Origin of the sequence: Flavobacterium granuli, from assembly GCF_900129705.1 — a bacterium.
Taxonomy (GTDB): Bacteria; Bacteroidota; Bacteroidia; order Flavobacteriales; family Flavobacteriaceae; genus Flavobacterium; species Flavobacterium granuli.
In genome coordinates, this window is record NZ_FQWO01000001.1 from 520160 (window position 1) to 546010 (window position 25851).

Annotated in this window: 24 protein-coding genes and 1 riboswitch; of the genes, 6 read left to right on the forward strand and 18 right to left on the reverse strand. The window is 35.9% G+C overall.

All coding sequences use genetic code 11. The annotated features are described in order from the left end of the window. Window positions 1–9: 9 nt before the first annotated feature. From BUB25_RS02200 to BUB25_RS02240, 9 genes are all read right to left on the reverse strand, one after another. Window positions 10–3510 (reverse strand): TonB-dependent receptor, encoded by a 3501-nt coding sequence (locus BUB25_RS02200; protein ID WP_072939142.1) that lies wholly within the window; start codon window positions 3508–3510, stop codon window positions 10–12. A gap of 98 nt (window positions 3511–3608) precedes the next feature. Then, window positions 3609–4817 (reverse strand): FecR family protein, encoded by a 1209-nt coding sequence (locus BUB25_RS02205; protein WP_072939145.1) that lies wholly within the window; start codon window positions 4815–4817, stop codon window positions 3609–3611. A gap of 67 nt (window positions 4818–4884) precedes the next feature. After that, entirely contained in the window at window positions 4885–5439 is a 555-nt protein-coding gene (locus tag BUB25_RS02210; RefSeq protein WP_072939148.1) for a sigma-70 family RNA polymerase sigma factor, read from the reverse strand. A 338-nt stretch (window positions 5440–5777) separates the two neighbouring features. Beyond that, window positions 5778–6944 carry an MFS transporter gene (locus BUB25_RS02215; RefSeq protein WP_072939151.1) on the reverse strand — a complete coding sequence of 389 codons (1167 nt, stop codon included), beginning with the start codon at window positions 6942–6944 and terminating at the stop codon, window positions 5778–5780. Window positions 6945–7102: 158 nt separating this feature from the next. Then, window positions 7103–7672 (reverse strand): Crp/Fnr family transcriptional regulator, encoded by a 570-nt coding sequence (locus BUB25_RS02220; protein WP_072939154.1) that lies wholly within the window; start codon window positions 7670–7672, stop codon window positions 7103–7105. A 133-nt stretch (window positions 7673–7805) separates the two neighbouring features. Then, on the reverse strand, window positions 7806–8339 hold the full coding sequence (locus BUB25_RS02225) for a DUF4252 domain-containing protein (RefSeq protein WP_072939156.1): 534 nt from the start codon (window positions 8337–8339) through the stop codon (window positions 7806–7808). A 2-nt stretch (window positions 8340–8341) separates the two neighbouring features. Continuing rightward, window positions 8342–8833: a DUF4252 domain-containing protein gene (locus tag BUB25_RS02230; protein WP_394336296.1), complete on the reverse strand. Its 492-nt coding sequence runs from the start codon at window positions 8831–8833 to the stop codon at window positions 8342–8344. Window positions 8834–8921: 88 nt separating this feature from the next. Then, the gene (locus BUB25_RS02235) at window positions 8922–9365 is read right to left on the reverse strand and encodes a hypothetical protein (protein ID WP_072939162.1); all 444 of its coding nucleotides are present in this window, start codon (window positions 9363–9365) and stop codon (window positions 8922–8924) included. Further along, entirely contained in the window at window positions 9352–9861 is a 510-nt protein-coding gene (locus tag BUB25_RS02240) for an RNA polymerase sigma factor (RefSeq protein ID WP_072939787.1), read from the reverse strand. Before BUB25_RS02240 ends, BUB25_RS02235 begins: the two co-directional genes overlap by 14 nt. A gap of 125 nt (window positions 9862–9986) precedes the next feature. Here BUB25_RS02240 and BUB25_RS02245 point away from each other — a divergent pair, with 125 nt between their 5' ends. Beyond that, window positions 9987–11429, forward strand: coding sequence for a S41 family peptidase (locus tag BUB25_RS02245; protein ID WP_072939790.1), 1443 nt, complete (start codon window positions 9987–9989; stop codon window positions 11427–11429). Between the two features lie 66 nt (window positions 11430–11495). Further along, entirely contained in the window at window positions 11496–12113 is a 618-nt protein-coding gene (locus BUB25_RS02250) for an N-acetylmuramoyl-L-alanine amidase (RefSeq protein WP_072939165.1), read from the forward strand. A 91-nt stretch (window positions 12114–12204) separates the two neighbouring features. On the opposite strand, the gene BUB25_RS02255 is transcribed toward BUB25_RS02250, so the two are convergent. From BUB25_RS02255 to BUB25_RS02285, 7 genes are all read right to left on the reverse strand, one after another. After that, window positions 12205–13236, reverse strand: a complete 1032-nt coding sequence (locus tag BUB25_RS02255; protein ID WP_072939168.1) for a YncE family protein — start codon at window positions 13234–13236, stop codon at window positions 12205–12207. Between the two features lie 3 nt (window positions 13237–13239). Then, on the reverse strand, window positions 13240–15075 hold the full coding sequence (locus BUB25_RS02260; RefSeq protein WP_072939171.1) for a TonB-dependent receptor plug domain-containing protein: 1836 nt from the start codon (window positions 15073–15075) through the stop codon (window positions 13240–13242). A gap of 31 nt (window positions 15076–15106) precedes the next feature. Then, window positions 15107–15304: riboswitch (cobalamin riboswitch) on the reverse strand. A 104-nt stretch (window positions 15305–15408) separates the two neighbouring features. After that, window positions 15409–15933, reverse strand: coding sequence for an alpha-ribazole phosphatase (gene cobC / locus BUB25_RS02265; protein WP_072939173.1), 525 nt, complete (start codon window positions 15931–15933; stop codon window positions 15409–15411). Beyond that, on the reverse strand, window positions 15918–16715 hold the full coding sequence (locus tag BUB25_RS02270; RefSeq protein ID WP_072939176.1) for an adenosylcobinamide-GDP ribazoletransferase: 798 nt from the start codon (window positions 16713–16715) through the stop codon (window positions 15918–15920). The genes cobC and BUB25_RS02270 overlap by 16 nt, the downstream gene beginning before the upstream one ends. Before the next feature lie 37 nt (window positions 16716–16752). After that, window positions 16753–18432, reverse strand: a complete 1680-nt coding sequence (cobT, locus tag BUB25_RS02275; RefSeq protein WP_072939183.1) for a nicotinate-nucleotide--dimethylbenzimidazole phosphoribosyltransferase — start codon at window positions 18430–18432, stop codon at window positions 16753–16755. A 48-nt stretch (window positions 18433–18480) separates the two neighbouring features. Then, window positions 18481–18993: a bifunctional adenosylcobinamide kinase/adenosylcobinamide-phosphate guanylyltransferase gene (gene cobU / locus BUB25_RS02280; RefSeq protein ID WP_072939187.1), complete on the reverse strand. Its 513-nt coding sequence runs from the start codon at window positions 18991–18993 to the stop codon at window positions 18481–18483. Window positions 18994–18998: 5 nt separating this feature from the next. After that, window positions 18999–19373, reverse strand: a complete 375-nt coding sequence (locus BUB25_RS02285) for a C1orf53 family protein (protein ID WP_072939190.1) — start codon at window positions 19371–19373, stop codon at window positions 18999–19001. A gap of 97 nt (window positions 19374–19470) precedes the next feature. Between BUB25_RS02285 and BUB25_RS02290 the strand changes: the two genes are divergently transcribed. From BUB25_RS02290 to BUB25_RS02305, 4 genes are all read left to right on the forward strand, one after another. After that, the gene (locus tag BUB25_RS02290; protein WP_072939193.1) at window positions 19471–20613 is read left to right on the forward strand and encodes an ABC transporter substrate-binding protein; all 1143 of its coding nucleotides are present in this window, start codon (window positions 19471–19473) and stop codon (window positions 20611–20613) included. 1 nt (window position 20614) lies between these two features. Next, window positions 20615–21646 carry an iron ABC transporter permease gene (locus BUB25_RS02295; RefSeq protein WP_072939196.1) on the forward strand — a complete coding sequence of 344 codons (1032 nt, stop codon included), beginning with the start codon at window positions 20615–20617 and terminating at the stop codon, window positions 21644–21646. 135 nt (window positions 21647–21781) lie between these two features. Further along, a complete protein-coding gene (locus BUB25_RS02300) occupies window positions 21782–22561 on the forward strand; it encodes an ABC transporter ATP-binding protein (RefSeq protein ID WP_072939199.1) in 780 nt (259 codons plus the stop codon). A gap of 182 nt (window positions 22562–22743) precedes the next feature. Continuing rightward, window positions 22744–23595: a hypothetical protein gene (locus tag BUB25_RS02305; RefSeq protein ID WP_072939201.1), complete on the forward strand. Its 852-nt coding sequence runs from the start codon at window positions 22744–22746 to the stop codon at window positions 23593–23595. 44 nt (window positions 23596–23639) lie between these two features. On the opposite strand, the gene BUB25_RS02310 is transcribed toward BUB25_RS02305, so the two are convergent. Together BUB25_RS02310 and BUB25_RS02315 are read right to left on the reverse strand one after the other, a co-directional pair. Next, entirely contained in the window at window positions 23640–25247 is a 1608-nt protein-coding gene (locus BUB25_RS02310; protein ID WP_072939204.1) for a class I SAM-dependent methyltransferase, read from the reverse strand. A 111-nt stretch (window positions 25248–25358) separates the two neighbouring features. Next, on the reverse strand, window positions 25359–25811 hold the full coding sequence (locus BUB25_RS02315) for a tRNA (cytidine(34)-2'-O)-methyltransferase (protein ID WP_072939207.1): 453 nt from the start codon (window positions 25809–25811) through the stop codon (window positions 25359–25361). Window positions 25812–25851 lie beyond the last annotated feature (40 nt).

Below are 25851 nucleotides of genomic sequence, written 5' to 3' on the forward strand. Positions count from 1 at the left end.
GTTTTAAATTTAAAATTGAACTTGAATTCCTAAAGAGAATGATTTAGCTAACGGATACGGATCTTCGTTACTGATTTGATCAGTAATCGTTCCTCTTTCAGAGAAAGTTTCAGGATCCATTCCAGGCCATTTTGTCCAAGTCAATAAATTTGTCGCTGTTAATGTAAATGTCGCTCTGTCTAATCCTATTTTATCCAATACTTTTGTATCCAAATTATAACTCAATTGAACGTTCTTTAAACGCAAATAAGAAGTGTCATAAATGTATCTGTCCGAAATTCTTCCATTAGAAGAAGGATCTGTATAGACCGCTTTTGCATAACGGGCATTTGGATTTTCAGGTGTCCAGGTATTTAGCGCATATTCGCTGTATTTATTTTCTCCTAATGGATTAAATGTACTCATAGGAATGGCATTCCAAATTGATTTAGTCCCTACCGAGTATTGAAACAAAGCGCTAAGACTAAAATTTTTGTAAGCAAATGTATTTGAAATCCCACCGAAAAAGTCCGGCTGAATACTTCCTATTACGGTTCTGTCATCAGCAGTGACTTGACCATCCCCATTAACATCTTCCATCATAAAATCACCCACAGTAGTTGACATTTTATCATAAACCCCTGAAGGCGAAGCTGCATTTAGAGCATCTACTTCGTCTTGAGATTGAAAAATTTTAGCCACTTTATAGCCCATAATAGTACCTACAGGCTGTCCTTCGATATAATAATCCAATTGATACGGATTGATATTAGCTCCTTTTAATTTTACCAATTTGTTTCTGTTTAAAGACCAGTTGACATTGGTTGACCAAACAAAATCTTCTCCTCTGATGATATCACCACCCAAACTGATTTCAATTCCTTTATTAGAAACATCCATGAAATTTGAGTAATAAGTGCTAGGCCCTAATTCATAAGGGATAGGTCTTCCTACTAAAGCTCCCGTTGTTTTTCTATCATATACATCAATCCCTCCTTTTAGACGGTTGTTGAAAAAACCAAAATCTAAACCTAAGTTCACCTCATTAGTAGTTTCCCATCCGATATTTGGATTTGGAAAATTATTATCTAAAACAATTCCAGAATTACCATTGTAAACATTAGATGAGCTTGTTTGTAAAAACTGTAAGAAAGCAAAATCGGAAACATTTGTAGAACCAACTCTTCCCACACTCGCTCTAAGCTTTAAAATATTGATCTTTTCACTATCAGCTAAAAACTTTTCATTCGAAATATTCCAGCTTGCAGACAAAGAAGGGAAATAAGCTCTCTTATTATCTGGACCAAACTTTGAAGATGTATCCGTTCTAAAATTCAAAGTCGCATTATACAGATTTTTGTATCCGTAGTTCAAACGAGAAAATAAAGAATACAATGCTGTTTCTGATCTGTTACTGGAATAACCAATCACAGTTCGCGCAGAAGTAGCGTTAATTAAAATTTCGTCATCAGGAAAACCAGAGTAAAAATGGTTGGAGCTATTAAAAGCTGTTTTATCCCAAGCAGCACCTGCCAGTAAGCCAATTTTATGGTTTGAGATTGCAAAATCATAATTAGCCGTCAAATTTGTTGTGATGTTAGAAACCAAACCATCGGCTTCATTCAAATAAGAATCATTTGGAAAAAACACAAAATCAGTTTCTACAATTTTTGGAATAAATGATCTGTTTTTATTGTAAAAAACAGAAGCATTAACATCCGTTTTTATTTTTAAATCTTTTAATGGCTCTACCTCAACATAAGCACTCCCAATAAAATTATAGGCTTTGTTGTTGGTTTTATTGCTCAAACGCATCAATGGATTTGGTTCCAAAGTCATAAACCCATATTGATAATCCGGCTGTCCCAATAATTTACCGTTTTCATCTCTCACAGGCAAATCCGGACGGGCTCTCGCAATAGAAGTATTTATCGTATACTGATTTAACACATCATTTTCTCCTGAATTAGCTTCAGTATGACCAATATTTACAGAACTTCCCATTTTGATATAATCAGTCAAATCTGTGTCTAAGGAAATACCTAAATTGTATTGCTTCATTTTATCATTAACCGTCAAACCTTCTTGGTCTATAAATGAAGAACTGAAATTATAATTGGTTTTATCACTACCTCCGCTCAAGCTTAAATTAGCTTGTTTTGTGACTGCCATACTTCTATAAACTTCCTTATTCCAATCCGTATTAGCAGTTCCAAAATAGTCCTCTCTCATACCGTCATAATTTACCATGAAAGTATCCCAATCTAAGTCTACCTTAGCAATATTGGCTAAATCAAAAGAAAGAAAAGGATCTAACTGACCATTGTTCATCGCATCAACACTATTAGACATCAACAGATTATAGTAATTTTTATATTGAGTCGAATTTAACACTCCTAATTTGTTTATAGGTTGAGCTAAAGTGGTTGCATAGGAAAAATTCACTCTTGGCGATTGACCTTTTTTACCTCTCTTTGTCTTTATAATAATCACCCCGTTAGCTCCACGAGAACCGTAAATAGCAGTAGCTCCAGCATCTTTCAATACGTCAAAACTCTCTATATCATTGGGATTCAAAGTTGATAACGGATTAGCCCCTTGTAAGGCATCAAGATTAAACGGCACCCCATCAATCACAAATAAAGGTTGATTCAATCCTCCTCCTGCTGACGACAACGGAGAAGTTATTCCTCTAATATTGATACGAACCGGAGCTCCGGGACGGCCTGTGTTTTGCGACACCTGTACTCCTTTTACCAATCCTCCAAGCGCTCTGTCAAAACCGATACTTCCCGTTGCGGCTTGCACAATATCTTTGGCATCTATAGAAGAAACTGCTCCTGAAAACTCAGTACGTTTTTGTTTACCATAACCTACAAGTACCACTTCCTGAAGCTCATTAAATTCTTCTTCAAGCACTACTTTCAACAAAGAGGAACCTCCCAAAGGAACACGTTTTGATTGATACCCTAAATGCGAAAACACCAAAAAACTCCCTGAAGCATTGGCACTTAATTTGAAGCGACCATCAAAATCTGTTGATGTAGCCGTCCTAGTCCCTTCGATTAAAACAGTAACTCCAACCAATGGAATTCCTACCGCATCAGTAACCACTCCTTCTATTTGTTTTTGGTCCATAACCGAAGAAATACTCTCTCCTTTTTGCTTCTCTACTTTTTTAAGCACGATTTGATTTCCCAAAATTTGATAGGAAATATTGGTATTATTAAATAGCTTACCTAATACCTCTACTACTTGTTTTTTCTGAACGTTCAAATCAATTTTTTGATTAACATTCAATTCATTGCGATTGTAAAAAAAATGAAAATCAGTTTGGTCTTCAATAATTTTAAAAACATTTGTCAAAGCCAGCCCATTTACATCCATGGTAACTTTGTTATTCTGGCCGTAACTGCTCGTGGCATAGACCTGCAAAAGACTGGTAAATAAAAATAAAAGCGTGAATTTCATCTTTAGGTTAGAGCTATTCAAAATGCGCCTAAACGCACCTGTAATTGGTTGTTTTTTCATAAGTTTACATCGGTTTAATTTTGTTAGTTTAAGATTAAATCATTTTTCAAAATGATTAGGAAGGTGTTGGCGCACCTTCCTTTTTTTTTTTGGTTTAATTAATTTTGCTGCATTTTTTTGGGTTTAGTTATGGTTATTACTCTATTATTAATGGTAAAATCAAAGGCTTTATAAGTTTGAAAGGTCTTCAAAACCTGATAAATGTTTTCCTCTTTAAAAGTCGCTGTAATGACGATGTCATTCAAATCGTCATAATTATTCACAATATCAACATTGTATTTTCGCTCTAACTTATTTGCTATTACTCCGAACGAATCATCAATAAACATCAGCTCTCCAGAAACCCAAGCCACATATTTATCAATATCTACAGCCTCCGTCTTTAATTGTTTATTTTCAAAATAAGCCCGATTCCCTGGTTTTAAAAGAACGTGCTCATTCTCTATAAGCTTGCTATATGCAGCCACACTTCCTTCTACTAAAACAGCGTATGTTTTTTCGTCTTTGTGATAGGAGGTCACATTAAACCTAGTCCCCAAAACTTTAACATCCATATCATTAGAACGCACAACGAAAGGATGTTTAGAATCCTTAGTAACATCAAAATAGGCTTCCCCATCTAAAAAGACCTGACGACTCTCTCCTTTAATGAATCGAACGGGATATTTTAAAGAGGTTCCTGAATTGAGATGAACACTGGTACCATCAGATAATTGGAGTTCAAAGCGTTTCCCATAAGGGACATTTATGGTGTTATATACCAAACTGTCTTTTACCACAGTATTCGAATAGACCAATTGATTCCCTTTTTGAGAACCAACAACATTGCCGTTAGCATCAATAATCTGACTCGATCCATCGTCTTTGATGATTTGAATAGCTCCATTCTCGAGTTGCAGCGTTATTGCTTCGGCAGGTACTTTGAAAGCGGATTTATCCAGAAAATCTTTCTGAAAATAAAAATAACCCATCGTCAAAAAGAAAATGACCACAGCCGCATACTTCATTACAGCAGATGCTTGTTTTATAATTCGGCGTCTATATTTTGGTTTTTCTCGAACATTCGCAGATTCCAAGGGTCTCTCCAGTTGAGACAGAATATTTTGCCAGGCTTTATCTTTATCTGCTGTTTCGGCAAAAGCTATTCTTCTGGATTTTTTATAAAAAAGTAAATATTCCGAAAAAAGTGCTTCATTTTCCGAGCTTTCATCTATCCATTGTTTTAGTACAACAAATTCAACCTCACCTATTTCTTTAGACGTATAGGTGGAAATGATAGCTAAAATATTTGGTGGAATCGTATTCATTTATTGATCTCTTATAGTATACAGATAATGAAAGATCAATAATGGGTGAAAAGAAATTAAACTTTTTTTAAACTAAAAGTAACATTATGATGGTATCAAGCGAATTACGCAATTGCTTTAATGCCCTTGAGTAATGTGTTTTGACCGTATTTACTGATACTCCCAGCTCTAATGCGACTTCCTTATATTTTAAGTTTTCTAATACTATGGCTTTAAAAACTTCTTTACTTTTTAAAGGTAAAGCTTCGATTTCTTGATATAACTTCTTTTTTTCTAATTCAAGAAAATCCATATCAAGGTTATCCTCATCCATTAATACATTTATTTGATCTTCTATTTCTTCAAAAATGTATTTGTTTTGCTTTCTGTCCGCCAGCAAAGTATTATTTTTAACTGACTTAAAAAGATACGGACTGATCGCACCATCTAATTTCATGTATAATTTTTCATCCCAAAATTTTATAAATAAATCTTGAACAATATCTTCGGCTAATTCGAAAGAATCACAATACTTTAAAGAATAAATACACAATGGCATATAATATAAGTCAAATAACTCCTTATAAGCAGATGAATCTCCCAACCTGAGCTTTTCAAGGATTATTATATCTTTTGACTTCATAAAGGAAGAGTGCTAATAGATCAGAAAGTAGTTTAAAAATTGGATGGCAATAGTGTACTATAAAATTTCATTCGCTAAAACAAACAAATAGAAACGAAAATGAAACGCTATTAAATATGGGCCGAATATAGTATATTTTGTTATACTATCAAATTGCAAAATCTTAAAAACTACGACTTCTACGACTAATCATTCTTCTTTTTCAATAAAAAAATAAGTATAAAAACTTACAGATATAAAAAATAATCCGCTGAAAAACAACTAATTAAATTATATCACTAAAAACATAAAATTACTACTTCAATTCATCTTTTTTAATTCTATTCTTAGCGTTCTCCTCACATTTCAGCTTTTCTAAATACCAAATGCACAATCAAAATCAGAGAAGACAACACGATCCCAAGTACCGATACTCCCATCCATCCATAAAGTTCCCAAGCAGCAGCTCCCACCGCAGTTCCAAAAGCGCCACCAATAAAAAAGCCAACCATATAAATGGTATTGACCCGGTTTCTTGCTTCGGGATTTTTAGAAAAAATAATCTTTTGGTTCGTAATATGTAAGGACTGCAATCCCAAATCAACTAATAAAACCCCAAAAACCAATCCTACAATAGAATGCCCGGAAATAAAAAAAATACCCCAAGAAACGATTAACAGCATTGTTGCGGCTAAAATAACAGAACTATTACTAACAGAACTACTTATCTTTCCCACAAAAGCAGCTGCCAAAGCTCCCACAATTCCCAGAATTCCAAAACCTCCACTAACGGCACTTCCATAACCAAAGGAATCTTGCATCAAAAAAACCAAAGTAGTCCAGAAAGCACTTAATCCTGCGAAAGCTAAAGCTCCTCTTAAAGTAGCCAAACGCAAAGAAGAATCCGATTTAAAATAATACAAAAGAGATTTCATTAAACTGGCATAGCTCCCGCTGAATTGCGGATTAATCTTGGGCAATTTATATTTAAGGATTACGTATAAAACAACCATCATTACTGCAGCAGCATAAAACATGAAGCGCCATCCAAATTGCTCACCCACAAAACCGCTGATTACCCGACCTCCTAAAATACCAATCAATAAGCCACTCATAACAATCCCTATCGCTCGCCCCCGATTTGAATCATCTGAAAGTTGAGCTGCCATAGGAACAAACAACTGCGGTATTGCCGAGGTAAAGCCAACAAAAAAACTACTAATAATAAGAATCAAAAGTGAATTTGCAAAACCCGCCGCCACTAAAGCGATAACCATAATTAAAAAGTCAATTCGCAATATTTTTTTATTGGAAACCTTGTCACCTAAAGGAATAATAAACAACAAGCCCAAAGCATAACCCAGCTGTGTGAACAGCGCAACATGGCTCACCTCAGACTCAGAAACCCCAAAACTCACCGCAATTTGATGCAACAAGGGTTGATTGTAATATAAATTAGCGACAACAAGACCTGCTGATATACTCAATAAATACAATACTTGATTAGTAAGCTTAACTTGCTTCATTTTTTTATTGTTTGGAAATGGAATGTAAAAGAAGATTCTTAATAGTGATTACCGTTTCAATTAAACGCAATACACGACTCACCGAAAGCAACTTTCAATTTTTTATCAAAATTAAAAATTAACCTATTGGTGAGCATTGCTCTAAGGCAACGTTTTTATTATAATTTGGATTTTATTCTGCTTAAAGTAGAAGGCGAAATCCCCAAATAGGAAGCTGCCATTTTATTAGATACTCTTAGCAGAAAATGAGGTTGGTGTTTTATGATCCATCTTACTTTTTCAAGCGCATCAAAGCCTTGAAAACCATAAATTCGTTTTTGTGCAGTGATAAAACCCAATTCTAAAATTCTCTTATAAATTTCACCAAATTGAGGCAGTTTTTCAACAAGACTGTAAAAATCTGCTCTGGAAATAACCAATAATTCTGATTTCTCTATAGTCTGTAAATACTCACATGCCGGTTTTTGATCGATAAAACTGGGCAAAGCCGTACAAAGCATGCCTTCAAAAGCAAAATATCGGGAGCTTTCAACTCCTTCTGTGTTGATGGTAAAAAGTCTGATACAGCCTTTGTTTATAAAATAATAACTGTCACATATATCATTAAAATCTACCACAATTTCATTTCTGCTGGTCAGCTTGGGCTTAAAACAGGAACAGATGAACTGTAAATCCTCTTCGTTAATTTCTGTTTGACTTTTAATATAGCTTTTTAAGAGTGAATACATATTCTGATTTTAAATGTTTTCAAAATTACAATTAAATAGCCTTAAAGCCTTTTATTTTCTCTAAATTCAAAAAACAAAAAAGCATCTCTACAATTGCAGAAATGCTTTTCAGTACTAATTCTATTTTTAAAATCTATTGTATTAATTGCTGTAGCGGCTTCAATTGCTCCATGTCTATATTCGACTTTTGAATCAGCTGCAGCATAGTCATAATAGTAGCAGGATTCATATCTTTTCCCAAAACTCGAATTACGGCAAAACCATTTTCTTTTCTATTGGCATACAAAACAAACTCATCAATATGCGCATCAGAGCCCACATAACTTACTGAAGCGCCTTCTTTTCCGGAGCTAAATTTCATCAATTGTTGGTACTTGACATCTTTTAAAATCGCATCTACTTTGGCGCGTTCTATTTCAAACTGCGCTTTATTAGAATCATTCAATTTAAAAGCCAAAACATTCATTTTGTCAAAAGACTCCAAAGCAGCACTCTGATCTGCAGACAACTTTGCTTTATCCACATTAAGAATAGTTGGCGAGATGTCTAAGGCTATAAAATCCTTGTTGTCTGAGTTTTCTACAAAATACTTCTGCAATGTTTGCTCAGAATTACAACTTACCAAGAGCAAGCTTAAAAACAGAATAATACTATTGATTGCTTTCATACTTACTTATTTTTAGCGGCTTTTTTTAGCTCATTGCCACCAGGAATCCTCATCTTATCAGTAAGTACTGAAATTTCATTCAAATCAAAATTACCCGTCAAAGACATTAAAACAGTTTCATTGGCTTTACCACTGCCTTCAATGAACATCAAAAGTTCTTTAATCTGGCTATCACCGGCGCCGGACTTCACCATAATTTTAATATTCTTACCGCTGTCATTGATACGCATTAACTCTTCTAGCCCAGCCGTTTTTATGTATTTATCGGCGGTAGATTTCATCTCATTTGTTACCCTTGTACTGCTGGTGGTAAACACTTTCAAATTGTCCAGTTTCTTGATCAAATTAAAATATTGTTGCGCTTCCTTATCCGAAACATCAACTTTCACCTTACTCATCAGGTCAAACATTTTTCTGTTGACAATAATCGAGGTGACATCATCCTGACCATCGAATTTATCAAAACTACTTTGTGCAAAAATAGGCGCAGCCATTAATATTATAATAAAGGAGATTAGAACCTTTTTGCCCAAACTTAAATTACGCTTTTTTTGAATTGTTGATTTCATTTTACTTTTTTTATTATTGTTTAAAAACTAACTCTTTTGAATTCTGATATTCTTGTACATACTGTACACTTTCTATGCCGGTATTTACATGATTTGACAATAAAGCCAAGGCTTTCTGTGTTTGTCTAAAAGCAACTTGAGGATCGTCATAAGTCCCTAACTCCTGCTTAGCCGCTGTCACATCATGGTATACATAGGTTCCTATACCCAGCAAAACAACCGCCGAAGCCGCAATCGACAACCAACCCCAATATTTTTTTCTAGATTGAGATGGAAATTCTGCTGCAAACTTTTGCTCTTTTGCTTGGGAAAAATAAGCAAATAAAGGCTGATATTCTAGTAGATGCTGCGCAACATCTGCTGAAGAAAAGTAACTTTTAAGCTCTTTTTCTTCGGCAATACTACTTTCTCCCTGAAAATATTTTTCTACTAATATTTCTATTCTACTGGATTCCATAACTATGTGTTTTTGACATCAATTCTCTTATCGTTTTTCTCCCTCTCGAAAGCGCCACCCGAATGGCGGTTTCATTCATATTCAAAATCTTTGCCATTTCTTCAAATTCATATTGTTCAATGTCGCGCATTTGAATAATTATACGCTGCTGGACCGGCAATTGATCAATAATTTTCCCAACCCAATTCAAGCTGTCACGATCTTCAATTTTTTGTTGCAATCCGGCTTCTCTATCTGTAAAATTAGTATGGACAATTTTTAAATTTCCGGCTCTTTTTGATTTCAGCTGATCCAAACAATAATTTTTAGTCATTGTCATTGCAAAAGCCTCCAAATTATTATAATCACTTAAACCTCCGTTTTTATTCCACAATTTCACTAGAACTTCCTGAGTAGCATCCTCTGCCTCCTCGGTACTCACCAACAAACGCTTGGCTAACCGAAAAACTTTGTCCTTAAAAGGATGAATTAACTGGACAAACTCATTTTGGTTCATTGCATTGGTTTTAATCAGTCGGTTATACAATCAAGACGAATCACATTATTATTTGTTACAAAGAAATAGGAAATAAAACTAAAGTTACTATTTTTACGTTAATTATCTATATGAAAACTATACCTATGAAGACCACCTACAAATTGATCTTATTTCTATTCTTGGCTGCTTTTACATTTCAAAGTTGTCAGGACAATGATGATATTGCAAGCCCTATAAATCTGGAAATCCAGGATTTTATCTGGAAAGGAATGAACCAATACTATCTGTGGCAGGAAGATGTTCCTAATTTATCCGACGATCGATTTGCTACCCAAACTGAACTAAACAATTTCTTGAAAGGCTATCCCGTACCTGAGAATTTATTTGACGCTTTGAGAGTGGACAAGTCTATTGACCGATTCAGTTGGATCGTAAAAGACTATTTAGTTTTAGAACAAGCCTTGGGAGGAATTTCAAAAAATAGTGGTGTCGATTTTGGCTTGGTTTACAAAAATGGCAGTAATACTGAAATATTTGGTTATGTACGCTATATCATCCCTGGATCCGATGCAGCTTCAAAAAACATCCATAGAGGAGATATATTTTATGCTGTAAATGGAACTCAACTTACAGTAAATAATTACCAATCTTTACTAGCAAACGATAACTATACTCTGAATCTTGCAGACTACAACGGTGGAGCCATTACAGCTAACGGAAAATCGGTTGCTTTGACAAGCACTGTTTTGGCAGAAAATCCAATTTTATTGAATAAAGTAATTACTTCAGGAAATCACAAAATAGGCTACTTAATGTACAATGGTTTTTACGCCGAATATGATACCCAACTAAATGATGCTTTTGCGTCGCTAAAATCAGCAGGAATTACAGACTTAGTTCTTGATTTGCGTTACAATGGCGGAGGATCTGTACAAACCGCAACCCGTTTAGCCAGTATGATTACCGGCCAATATACCGGTAAGGTATTTGCCAAGCAACAATGGAATTCAAAAATAAATGGTTATTTCGAATCCAATAACCCAGAACAGTTAAAAAATAATTTTACTGATAAAATTGGAAGCACACCAATAAACAGTTTGAATTTAACTAAAATTTACATTCTGACCACAAAAAGTACTGCTTCGGCGAGTGAATTGGTAATAAATGGATTAGCGCCTTACATGGAAGTAGTTCAAATAGGTGACATCACTACAGGTAAGAATGTCGGATCTGTTACTTTATATGATTCCCCTACTTTTGGAAAAGAAAAAAGAAACCCTAATCACCGCTATGCGATGCAACCTATCGTTTTAAAAATTGTTAATTCTGTTGGTTTTGGTGATTATTTCAGTGGACTGAACCCTAAATACTTATTGAAAGAAAGCATAGGCAACTTAGGAGTTCTTGGAGAACCATCAGAACCACTTTTAAGCACAGCAATAGGGAAAATAACGGGTACGGCTAAAATGCTTAAACAAAGTCCTGAAAAAGACTTCAAGAGCTTCAAAGACACAAAAACCATCAATGGTCAAAGCCAAATGTATCTTGAAAACGCTCCCGAAGGTCTTTTGAAATCTTTAAAATAATTGGAATACAACAAAAGGCAAAATACAACGTTATAAACTAGCTATCAACAAACTAACATCTTAAAAATGAAAAATACAAGTTTTTTACTTTTAGTGTTCGCAACGCTAGTTTCTTTTGCCTTTGTGATGCCAAAAGCGACCGTTATAAAACAAATCAACGTGGTCATTGATGCTGGTCACGGCGGAAGTGATACCGGAGTATCCATTGACGGAACTACTGAAAAAAAAATTACAGAACAGCTCATTACAAAAATTCAGGCTTTCAATAAAAACAAAAACATTGTCATTCATTTCACCAGATCGACAGATAAATTTATCCCGCTGGATGACCGAACTACATTTATAAATACAATCAAACCCGATTTAGTTTTATCATTGCATGTTAACTCAAGCTCCAATACAAACAAATCAGGGATTGAATTTTATGTTTCTAAGGAATCAAAGTCTTATGAAAAATCCAATCTGATAGCTGAAAGTTTCCAGTCTAAGTTTGCAAATTCAAATTATAAAGTAGCCGAGATCAAAAATGCTAATTTTTATATTTTAAAAAAATCAGAAGTGCCGGCCATCATAATGGAGCTCGGTTATTTAACCAATAAAGATGATAAAAAAAATCTTGAAAATTCTATGGAGCAAAATCAAATAGCAAAAAAAATTATAGAATGTTTTGAGGAACTGAACTAACAAATGATCTTTAAAAAGAATATTTTTTTATGCGAAAAACAAAAAGCCCGGATTTTCCGGGCTTTTTTGTAATTCAAAACGAAACAATTCACTAATTATTGGAATAGAATCCATTTGGTCCCATACCAACTGCTAATGTTTTCAATTCGGTTCCGGTTGCGCTCAATACCTTAACAATACCCGCTCCTGTAAATCCATTTGCATCAGCCGAATATATTTTACCATCAATCACACCAAATCCATAAAAAGTAGACCAGCTGTTGTCTTTAACTGAGAATAAAGGTGTTTCGCTAAAAGTTGTTGCATTCAAAGCCATAGCATAAACACCGGTACCTTGAGTATAATAAATTTTATCCCCATCAATATCCATGTTTAAAGCTTTCTTTAATGTAGTAGACTCTATTGAAGTTGCTGTATCTGTTTTAGTATCAATCTTAAACAGTTTGCTTTTTGTGGAATTACCGCATAAAACATATACATAACCATTTTTCTCTTCAATTGAATTGACTCCACTCTCCACAGTAATTACACTCATGGCGTTATTGCTTTGCGGATTAACTACCGTTACCGTATTTCCACTTCCATAGGCTCCGTTCATAATGTACAACTTACCGTTAGCAGTCACAATTCGCTCAGCGGTCTTATTAATTGCAATAGTTCCCAAATAAGCATATGTTTTGGCATCATAGATAGTAACTGCCTTAGAAATTGAATTGGTAACATACAATTTACCATCTAGGACGACACTATAACGAGGATTCTTTAGATTTTCAGTGATCGTTGCCAGACTTTTAAAAGTATATCTGTCTACCACTTGTACAACATTTGAAGCATTCAAAACAATAAATGCCTTGTCTTCATAAAAACTCAAAGATTGACCTACATCGCCTAATTCTTTTGCATTATTCTCTGTTCCAAAAACGTCCTCCATGAAAACAGTTAAATCATTAGAGATATATGATACCGAAGCATTTGGCGTACCAAAATTCCCTTCATTCAAAATAAGGACACCATTATCATAAGCGCCTAAGGGAACGTCTTTTTCTACTGCGTCGTCATTACTACAAGAAGCAAGTAATAAGGCACTTGCAAAAATTCCTAAAAAAACATGTTTTAATTTCATTGTTTAATAATTAAGGTTTAAATAAAGAGTTAAATTCCGTCCAGGCATTATACGACTGGGTAAAGCTTCATATTTTTCATTCCACAGATTGGCTATTTTAAAACCGATCTTACAAACGTTCTTTTGGCTAAAATTATAATCCATTCCAAAATTTGAAACAGTATAATCACTCAGAATATATTTTGGATTATTATCCGAAGTCGTAAAAACTTCACCGGTAAACATAAACTGATAATAGGCATTCCATTTCTTGTAAGAATAAGAACTGGAGGCTGTTATTTTATGATAAGGAACATAGAAAAGCTGTTTGTCATTTTTATCGTCCAAAGAAACGGTATAAGCATAAGTCCCATTAAAATCAACAAAATGAGCGGCCCATTTCTTGTTCCATCCCAATAAAGCCTCAGCGCCATAAATAGAGACCTTGTCTGTATTGACAGGAGACCAATTGCCGAAATTATTTGGTAACCAGCGAATCATGTCATCAATTTTAGTGGCATACACGGTAGCATTTAATCTAAAATCGCGGTATCTAAACTGATTCCCTACTTCTGCCTGATACGAATTTTCGGGTTTCAAATCAGGGTTTCCGCTGCCTTGCCAGTACAAATCATTAAAGGTGGGAATTCTATAATTTCTTGAAAAATTAAATTTCAACCTATAAATTTCTGAAAAATCATAAGTAGAACCTGCCGAAAAAACAACGGGACTTTTATAGACATCCGAAACTTCTTTTCGGGCACTAATTTCATAATTCCAATCCTGACTAAGGCTTTGTTGGAATAACATACTTAAACCACCTATTTCTCTGGTATTTTCTCCAATCCCCGAACCAAGTCCTTTGTTTTTAGTATAATCCAAAATCGCATTCAAGTTCATCTTAGGGGACAATTGATAAGCAAAATCATATTTGGCAATAAGACTTTTAACTCCACCGGAACTAAATCCTTTACTTTCTATATCTTCAAAATATTTATAGTGTTCCGTTATGAATGCCAGTTTAACGTTAGAGACCGATTTACCAATAAAACTGGTCCAGGTCAATAAATTGCGGCTGTTGTAATCTTCATATTTTGTCTTGGTAGCATAAAGAGAGGTCAAAGAAAAATGACGTTCGCCATCATAAATCTGACTGTAAAACTTAATACTGTTCTTGGCGTTCAATTTGTATCCAAGCGCCGTATTCAAACTGTTATTATAATACTGACCATTGGTATTCCTACCTTCTTTTCCTATAAATTTAAAATCATTATCCGAACTATTTCTGGTAAAACTGGCATTGGCACTCCACTTATTTGTTGCCGCAGTGAGCCCGTAAATTGCACTTAGGCTGTTAAAATCACCATAATACACTTGCAGACTGTTTTTAAAAGTATCTGCAAACTTTAATTCATTGTTCAAATGAATCGTTCCCCCAATAGCGCCACTGCCATAAACGACACTTCCGCCTCCTGCCTTGACATCAATAGAATTAAACTCTCTGGTAGAAACCGTATTAAAATCCGTTTGACCCAATAACTGAGAATTGATATTAATTCCATTCCAAACCACTACTGTTTGCTGCGAAGTTGTCCCTCTAAACGATGGAGAGGAAACCATTCCCAAACCATTTTCTTTAAAATAAATAGCAGTAGTATAATTTAAAAGAGAAGTTAATGAAGATTGATTTTTACTGATTATGGAATCATTCAATTTTTGAACCGATTGGGAGCTCGAAAAATTTTTAAGTTGATTATCTGATACAACTACCTCGTTCAAAGGAATTGCAACTTTGTTTTGAGCCAAAATAAATTGGCACGATAGCACGATCGAAAGTAAAAGTAGTTTTTTAGCTGTCATAATTTCTGAACTTTTTCTCCCGAAAGTTCGATATTAGTTAAGAAAAAAGGCAGGTCTCCTGGCTTGCGTCCTGTTGTTTACCTTCCCATTCGCCGCGGCGAACAGTGGTTTTGTAGATAACAACAAGCTTGATAGCTTACAGTTGCGGGAACAGCTTAGGTCTTGAACCTAATTCCCTTTTAATGTGATTTGCAAAAAACAAAACACAACCTCAATTCGGCTGCAAAGATAGAGTTAAAATTAGCAGAAAAACAAAACTAAACTGATTTTGAAGTGAAAAATTAAATAAAACAGCTATTATCAGCCATTTAAACCTATTAATAATAAATAAAACTACAGTTCTATTTTTATCACAGCCCCAAAATTGACTTGGTTCTGAAAAGCGTCTTTCAATGGCAAATTCGATATTTTACAGAGAATGCTTCTAATTACGCCAGCATGAGCCACAATTACAACTGGTTTTGAAATAGTATTTTGCAATTCATTTTCTAAAAAATCATCAACCCGATGGTACAAATCAACAAACGATTCGCCATTAGGAACAGCTACGTTGACAAAATCATTCATCCAAGGAGCAAAATCATCCGGAGCAATAGCGTCCCAGCTCTTCATTTCCCAATCGCCAAAATTCATTTCCATCAAACGAGAATCGGTACGTATTGATGAAGAGGAAACATAATGAGCCAGCTCCGTACAGCGAAATAACGGGCTGGAATAAACAACCGCATCGGTCGGAACTTGATTTTTAATGGTTTCAAACAGTTCCAAATACGGTTCTAAAAGCTGAACATCCGATTGTCCGTAACAAATTCCTTTTTCACAAACCGTTTCGGTATGGCGTACTAAATAAACTTCCATAAGGCAATTACTGATAGATAAAATACTACTTCACAAACTTGTTGGGTGGCACCCAGACAATCGCCTGTATAACCGTCAATCCATTTTTGAAAATAACGGGCCAGGAAAAATCGCGTCAGGAAAACGGGCACTAAAACCAATAAAAACAACCATTGAAAATAAGCCAACGCCAGAAGTGGCAATAACCCAAAAAAGAAAGCACCAAGCACTTCTCGCCAACTATAATTTTGTGCAATAGGTTTGCTTTTACTGCTTCTATCCTCTCGAGAATATTCATGCGTAAAAACAATAGAAATCGCCGCCAATCGACTCAGCGAATGTGCAGAAACAAAGAGTAGAAAGATCAGAATTTGCGACTCGAGACTTAGCATTCCCGAAGGAGAAACTAAATAAGACAAGGCTTGAAATTTAAGCAAAAACAATAAAACCACTCCAATTGCCCCATAAGCGCCAATGGCACTGTCTTTCATGATTAAAAGGATCTTCTCTTTGGTCCAGCCACCACCAAAACCATCACAAACATCGGCAAAACCGTCTTCATGAAAAGCACCGGTAACCAAAACAGATGCAATCATGGAAAAAATAACTGCTATTTCTGGAGCCATCAAATAACTAAACAAATAGAACACACCAAAAGCAATACTACCAACAATCCAACCAATCAATGGAAAATAGCGGGAAGCTTTGTTTAGATAATCGGGATTGTGATTAATATTTTTCGGACATGGAATTCGGGTATAAAACATTAAAGCCGTAAAAAATATATCGATTTCTTTTTTCATTTTTTTTTAAAATACCTAATAAATTAGGGGTTATTTGTTAAGCGTTTGAACTGACACCTGCAGATTCAAAACTCGCCATTTCATTTAAAAAAGCCACAGCCGACTGGATAATTGGAAATGCAATAGCACAACCTGTCCCTTCGCCTAAGCGCAAGCCCAATTGCAAAACAGCCTGAACTCCCAGATAATCCAACAATTTCACATGTGCCTGTTCAGCCGAGCAATGACAAAAAATAGCATTCTCAATGATTTTTGGATTTTTTTGATGAGCAATCAAAAATGCCACACTACAAATAAATCCATCAACAAGAATCAGCATGTTATTTTGATAAGCAGCTAACATCCCGGAAGCCATTTGCATGATTTCGAATCCACCAAAATAAGCTAACTGACTATCCAAATCCGTCGAACCCTGATAATTGTCAATGGCTTTTTTTAGAATCATTTGCTTCTGAATTAGTTTGGCATCACTTACCCCCGTTCCCAATCCCACACAATCTTCAAGGGGAATTTTTGTAATGATGCTCATCAAAACCGAAGCTGTCGAAGTATTCCCAATACCCATTTCGCCAAAACCAATACAATTACTGCCTGTTTTCGCAATCGCATCCACAACGGCTGCTCCTTTAGAAAAACACATTTTCAACTCCGTGGCACTCATGGCAGCTTTATCTAAAAAGGATTGGGTTCCTTTGGCAATTTTCGCCGAAATGAGATTGGCATTCGGAGAAAAATCATAATTCACGCCCGCATCCACAATAGATAACTTAATATTATTTTGTTTGCAGAAAACATTAATTGCCGCTCCACCTTCAAGAAAATTCGTCACCATTTGCCGGGTTACATCCTGTGGATAAGCGCTAACTCCATGCTGTGCAATTCCATGATCTGCGGCAAAAACAACCATATTGGGCTGATTTATTTTAGGTTCCAGAGTTTGAAACAGCTCGCCTATTTGTTGGGCTAATTTTTCAAGAATCCCTAACGAACCCGTAGGTTTTGCTTTATTGTCAATTTTAAATTTTAAGTCTTCGGAAATTCCATCTTTAGGATCTCTTTTTTCTTTCAATACAATTGGAGAAAAATCATTCTTGGTAGGCATCCTATTTATTTCTTCTACAAAAGGACTTTCTGATTTTTGTTTCCAATTCAACTGCTGCAACATGGGTTGGTTATCATAATTCGTTGCAGGCTTGCCTACACAAAAGTATCCCAGTGGCTCTATATGCTCCGGTAATCCTAATAATTGCTTGAACTGATAGTAATTCAAAATAGAAATCCATCCCATAGAATACCCCTGCGCTGTCAAAGACAACCAGATGTTTTGGGCGGCACAAACCGAACTAAATTTAATCGCTTCATTACTTCCTACGGTTCCGATGGTGAAATTATTCAAAACCGAACGATCATAACAAATTACTAAACCAAGCGGAGCTTCTTCAATGGCTTCCAACTTTAAAGCTTTATAATCCGCTTTTTGTTGCTTATTATCCGTTTGATTTGCCGCTTTACTATCATAGTCCAAAAATAATTCCTTAACGGCTTTCTTTATTTCGTCCGAGGTAATCAGATAATATTTAGTGGCATCCGTCAAGCCAACCGAAGGTGCCCAATGCCCTGCTTGCAAGGCTTTCTGGATAACGGCATCAGGAACAGCATCACTGGTAAAGTGGCGGGTGTCGCGACGGGATTTTAAAATTTCATCTAATGTTTGCATTGGTTTAATTTTTTTCGGAAATATTCAGAATCTAGACATTAAAACTCATTACTGTCCTTTTATGGTAACAGGAATTCCTGAAACCATTAGTACCACTTTCTCTGCTCTTTGTGCTATATATTGATTCATCCAACCTTGTAACTCGGTAAATTTCCGTCCAATGTGCGTTTCAGCATGAACGCCCATGCCTATTTCATTGGTAACAATAATAATGCTGGTGTTTTCCTGACTTGCCATTTTATCAAACTCCGCTTTGGCTTGTTCTAAACACAAGGCCACATCATTTTTGGTGTCTACAAAAAAGTTAGTCAACCAAAGCGTAACGCAATCCACGATGGCTACCTTGCCGGAAAAATCTATTTCACTCAGGTATTTTTCTTTTTCAATGTTGATCCAGCGCTCATCACGGTCTTTTTGATGACGATCGATTCTTTGTTGAAAATCACCATCCCATTTTCTGGCTGTTGCAACATACATGGGCTTAGCCGATAATTCTTTTGCCAAATTTTCGGCGTAGCTGCTTTTACCCGAGCGTTCCCCGCCCGTAATTAGATATATCATTATAATTATTTTTTAAAATCAAAAGGGCAATGTCTACAGTCATTTTTACAACAATTCCCTCTTTTCAAATGAAAAAATGCTTTAAATACATAATTACCATTCTCTAAATAGTAATCGATTCCTTCGATTAAATGAGTCGATTTGGGCAACAAAGTCGCTTTATTATGAAGCGCAGTTTCCGGAGTCAATGTAGTTACATATTCGTCAATTTTCTGCGAACAGGATTTTTTAAAACAAACAGGACAAAGACAGTCAATAGCTGTCGTGGGAACAAATAACGGCGGAAAATCATTGCACCAACAGCTACTCACTCCAGACGTGTCGCCACAACCAAAATCAATCCCACAGCTTGAACACTGTTTTACTTTTATACGATTCATGTCGTAAAGATAGTATTTGTTGAATTTTTTAGGTTCAAAAATAAACAAGATTTTTTTGTAATTTCTTTTACCTTTGCCTCAAACATAACCTAAACCCATGAAAATTCCTTCCTATAAAATTCTGTTATTCCTTGTACTGGTCACTTTTATCGGCTGTAAGAAAACCGAAAAATCAGAAAGCAAATCAATTTCAAATACAAAAAACGAGATCGAATATGCAAGCAGTCTGGCTCTATACAAATACGACGGTTATACGATGGTAAAGGTAATTTCTCCTTGGCCCAATGCTGAAAAAGATTTTACTTACATTCTAAAAGAAAAAAATAGTATTGTCCCTGATAGCCTGCAAAAATACAGTTCAATTCAAGTTCCCTTACAATCTATTGTGGTTACCTCAACTACAATCATTCCTTATTTGGAAATGCTTGGCGTTGAAAACCGATTGACTGGTTTTCCGCATACTGACTATATTTCTTCCGAAAAAACCAGAAAACGAATCGACAATGGTTCGGTCAAAAATGTAGGTCAAAATGAAAAATTAAACATGGAGCAACTGATCGAAATGACTCCTGAACTTATAGTCACTTTTGGCATCGACAATAATAATCCAATGATGGATAACCTTGAAAAAAGCGGTTTAAAAGTATTGATTCAAGCCGATTGGATGGAGCAGTCGCCCCTTGGAAAAGCAGAATGGATAAAACTCTACGGTGCTCTTTTTGGAAAAGAAAAAGAGGCCAAAACCCTTTTTGACGGCATTGTAAAAAATTACAAAGAAGCCTTGGATTTAGTGGCCACCAAAAAACCAGAAGCAACGGCTTTATATGGTGCCATGTACCAAGATCAATGGTATGTCGCTAAAGCCAATAGTTGGGTTGCCCAATTCCTGACAGATGCCAAAGCCCATTACCTTTGGTCAGATACGGAAGGGACAGGCAGCTTAGGATTGTCATTCGAAAAAGTATTGGAAAAAGCCAAAACGGCCAACTATTGGATTGCCACTGGCCCTTATAAAACGGTAGCCGAGTTGGCAAAGACAAATCCGCATTACAGTCAATTTGATGCTTTTAAAACCAAACAAGTATATACCTTTGAAGGAAAAATAGGAGCAACCGGCGGAACGATTTATTATGAATTGGCTCCCAGCCGACCGGATTTAGTTTTAAAAGATTACATCAAAATCTTCCATCCTGAACTGCTTCCCAATTATACTTTTACCTTTGCACAAAAACTAAACTAAATTGGCCAACAAACAACGCAATATTCTTTTATTTTCCTTACTCGGCTTAGGTCTGCTCGTCTTGTTTTTTGTAAACATCAGTTTTGGCTCGATAACCATCCCTTTCAAGGAAGTTTACAACAGCTTAACCGGCGGACAGGCGAGTAAATCTACATGGGAATACATCATCATCAATTACCGCCTGCCCAAAGCCATTACAGCCGTTTTGGTTGGCATGGGACTTTCTATCAGTGGATTGCTGATGCAAACCTTATTCAGGAATCCGCTTGCGGGACCTTATGTCCTTGGACTGAGTTCTGGAGCAAGCTTGGGTGTGGCTTTTGTCATTTTAGGAGCTGCTTTTATGCCCGCCTTCATAAGCAGCATTTTATTGTCTCCCTACGGAATCGTCCTTGCCTCCACCATGGGAAGTTCTATTGTTTTACTGGCTGTATTACTGGTTTCGCATCGTTTGAGAGATACTATGGCAATCCTAATTGTGGGATTGATGTTTGGTAGTTTTACCAGTGCGGTTGTGGGAACCCTAACCTATTTTAGCACAGCCGAGCAATTGCAAAAATTCACCTTTTGGTCCATGGGAACCTTAGGGAATTTATCCTGGACGTCAATTTCGGTTTTAACAAGCTGTGTTCTAATAGGCCTTCTTTTGAGTCTTTTTAGCATCAAACCTTTGAATGCCTTGCTTCTGGGAGAAAACTATGCCCGAAGTTTGGGAATCAATTTCAAAAAAACGCGACTTATCATTATTCTGGCTACCAGCATTTTGGCGGGAAGCATTACGGCTTATGCGGGCCCAATTGCTTTTATTGGCTTGGCTGTTCCTCATATTGCCAAACTATTGTTTCAAACCAGTAATCACTCCATATTGTTTTGGAGCACTCTTTTGCTGGGCGCCGCAATCATGCTCGTTTGTGATGTAGTTTCTCAAATGCCGGGATTGGATATCACCTTACCTATTAATGCTATAACTTCGTTGCTTGGTGCGCCAATAGTAATTTGGTTATTGGTTCGAAAACGAAAAATGATGGGATAATCTTTTAATTAAAAAAGAAATGATAACACAAACGTTTTTAAACGAATTAATCTATATGAAAAGTAAAACATCTATCTAATTCTTTTAGTATAAAAAAACTATGAATCTATATGGTTAAAAAAAACTCAAAAATAGATGAATAAAAACATCCTGTCCACCTCAAATTTAAGCATTGGTTACAAAACCAAAAATGCTGTGACACCTATTGCCAAAAACCTCAACCTGAATTTACAGCAAGGAAAACTCATTGCTTTAATTGGAGCTAACGGAATAGGAAAATCAACTTTATTACGAACGATTACCGGAATTCAAAAACCCTTAGAAGGCAACGTTTTTTTGAATGATAAAAAAATAGCATCCTATACTGCTTTAGAATTGGCTCAAAACCTGAGTATTGTTTTAACCGAAAAACTACCGCCCAGTAATTTGACCGTTTTCGAATTGGTCGCTTTGGGACGCCAGCCGTATACCAATTGGATTGGAACATTATCAGATGTTGATTCAGCCAAAATCAAGGAAGCGCTGGAACTGACCCAAATCAGTCATTTGGCGACCAAAAAACATTATGAAATCAGTGATGGGCAACTGCAAAAAGTATTGGTGGCACGCGCTTTGGCACAAGACACCGCTTTAATTATTCTTGACGAACCCACCACCCATTTGGATTTATTGCACAAAGTGGCGCTATTCAAACTGCTGAAAAAATTGACAAAGGAAACCAATAAATGCATTTTATTTTCGACACATGATATTGATATGGCAATTCAATTGAGTGACGATATGATCCTGATGACAACAGAAACTGTTATTCAGGACGAACCCTGTAATTTGATTTCTAAAGGGAGTTTCAACACTATTTTCAAAGACGAACACATCTCGTTTGATTCCGAAAAAGGGAAATTTATTATTGTATAATCAATATTTCACAACAAAATTGACAATTCTATTACGAACAGGATAATTATCATAAAACACACCCAAAAAAACCTGTTTATCAGTCAAATACATTTTTGTTTTGTAATTTAGTATTCCTCATTCTGATTTCCCCAAACTCGACTTATCTACATTATTAAAACTAATCTTTAAAAATTTTAATTATGGAAAATTCGTGTACTTTACTTAAAAAAATTATTCTATTGGGGGGCTTATTTTTTCTCTATTCCTGCAGTCAAGATGAAATGATTACAACTGAATTACAAACAAACACATCCAAATCTTTAACTTTAAAAAAGAGTGCTACCCAACTCAATGTATTCAAAGGGCCTCAAGTAGCACTCGGAAACGGAAAAGTACGTTCATGGATTAGTGTTGATGCCAATGGCAATCCAAAGGAAATTGGGATTGAGATGACAAGAGAAGCGCTATTAAATCCCGAAAGAGACAAGAACAACGCCCCCTTGGCAGGCACTACAATTGTTATTCCGTTGCACCTTAAAGCCAGCCAGCTAACCCCCTTTGATCATATTGGAATTAATTGGAATCCCAATGGTCATGAACCAGAACATGTATTTGATGTACCGCATTTTGACATTCACTTTTACATGATATCGGTTGAAGAACAAATGGCTATACCGGAATGGTCCCCGGAAACAAATGATTTATTTAATAATTATCCTCCTCCAGGCTATATGCCGGCAGATTATTTCACCCCTCCTGATGCCGCTACTGCTGAAGCCCAAATGGGAAAACACTGGCTGCCAGTGAACTTAGGCGATTATTTACCTTTTAGCAAAATAATGGTATACGGATCTTACAATGGCAATTTGATATTTATTGAGCCGATGATCACTTTAGATTACTTACTTTCAAATGCCATGTCCAGTATCGATTATTCCCAACCGGAACATTTTGCAAAACCGGGGAATTACCCAACTAAATACAACATTTATCATGATGATGTAACGGGAAACACTTACGTAACATTAAGTGAATTTGTCTCACGAGATTAAATAAAAATGAGGAAGCTGGTACTTCCTCATTTTTATATTATTTATTATTTCCCTTTCAGTAAATTAATACTAACAGTAGCAATAGGAGAATCGGGGAATTTTCTAAAAACAGCAGCCTCAGAAAATAAACCCGCTTCAGCAGCTATTTTATGCATTACCTCAATTTCCACTATGTATTGATCCGAAAACCCATGGGTGGCATCATAGGCAGTTGCAGCAGTTTTTCCCAAATTAGCGGCAGTTAAAGAAGGGGCAATAGTGTGTAATTCAATCATAAGTAATCCAAATTTATGAACATAAGGCGACCATTTGTTGAAATGCTCCAGCAAATTATCTTCCACCAGATTATTACTTATTCGCTTGCCTCTGTGTGCAAAAGCTCCGGTCGATTGGCTGATTCTATCCTTGTTAATCTGTTTCGGTTCTTCCCAAATGCGGTTATGATCCAGAAACGTCCGCACATTCAACAATTCCTTCAAATCGATATTATAATTCTCTTTTAAATCGTCCGATAATAAATCAGGTCGGCCAATATCGCCCCAAATTACTTTGGCCCAAATATCTGCTTTTATCAAGTTGGCACGCGTTACTTTCAACGCTGCCTGATTATAATCGACACCCACAAGAAACAACGGATAATCATCTAGCATTGTACCACGCAACGTTTGTCGGTCAATGACGTCAAAAATATGCTGCAAGAAAGCGCCATTGCCACAACCCATATCCAAAATCCCTTTGGGCTGCTCTGCTATCGGTAAATTGAATAATTTGATGATTATCTCATCTACCACTTTAAAATAAGTATCGTGTGCGCCGCCACTTCCCCACACATTCATCTCGCGGTCTACATGAATTTCGTCTTCCCCTTCTTCCACATTTTTCAATACATTCGGATTGCCAAATAGCAATTCGTCCATTTTACTGAAAGTAGGCAAATAAGAAACCGTTACCCCATAAGCAGAGGCTCTTTTGGCAAAAAACAAACCCGTTTCGGTAAATTGATAATTTCCTTTTTTCTCCCTAAACCAGTTCAGATGAACCAAGAAGTCAAGGATTTTCTTGAAATTGTCTGGGGATTTGTGAAATTCCTCCGGGCGAAAGGAAATTTCCATGAAATATTTATGAAACATTCCGCTCATACCAAGACGTACCAGCGTAGGACCAACCAAAGAACCTTCAATATGTTTTAAAACTTGATGCTGTATTTCATTGACCAAAGGATCCTCCGAAAATACAATACCATAATTCTTTTTATATTTTTCGAAAATGACACTCAGTTTTTCAAAAGGCGCCTCTTCAAATAATCGAGGATCAAATTGCATCGAAAATTGCAATAAGTCTACCACATCTTGATACAGATGAAATAGTGAAAAAGCCATTTCGCTTTTTTCGGTCAAGCCAAATTTAATTTCCTCGGTTTCATTATTGATTTGATAAGTCAGAAACCCTTGGGAACACAACGCACGCAAAGCCACATTTAAATAGCCTTCATTGGCTTTAAACTGCTTGCTAAGTTCGTTAAGCGTCGTCTCTTTTTTATCCAGTATAAAAGCCAGAATCCCTTTTTTATGCAAGGCATAGGCTACAGGCGCAGTGACCAAACCATCCAAATGTCTGAAAATAGTACTTCGGTGAAGAGCTTTATCAATCATAAAAAAGAAATTTTAAAATGAGTTGCAGTCAACCGCAATGGCAAACAGCCTACTCAAATATATAAAATTTCAAACTAACGGAAATCTTTTATAATTCTAAATTTCAGCTTTTTACTTCAACATGATTTGCCTTTTGGCTTCACCAATTACAAAAGCTACGGAATTGGCAATATTAAAACTACGAATCAAATTAGACATCGGAATTTTTAGATGATTCGCAAATTGAGCCAAAACTTCTTCACCCAATCCTTTGCTTTCTTTTCCAAAAACCAACCAGTCTCCATCCTGAAATTCGGTGTCCAAATAGGATTTTTCCGCATGGGAACTCATCAGAAAAACCCTGGACTTATCAGGAATTTGAGCGGTCCATTCCGCTAGGTTTTGATATTCGGTCACATCCAGATGCACCCAATAATCCAATCCGGAACGTTTCAGATTTTTGTCATTGATGACAAATCCAAAAGGATGAACTAAATGCAGCCTGCTTTCGGTTCCCACACACAATCTGCCTATATTCCCTGTATTATTTGGGATTTCGGGCTCTACTAAAACGATGTTTAACATGCTATACTTTATTAAAAGATTGGAAAATTAAAAGATTGAG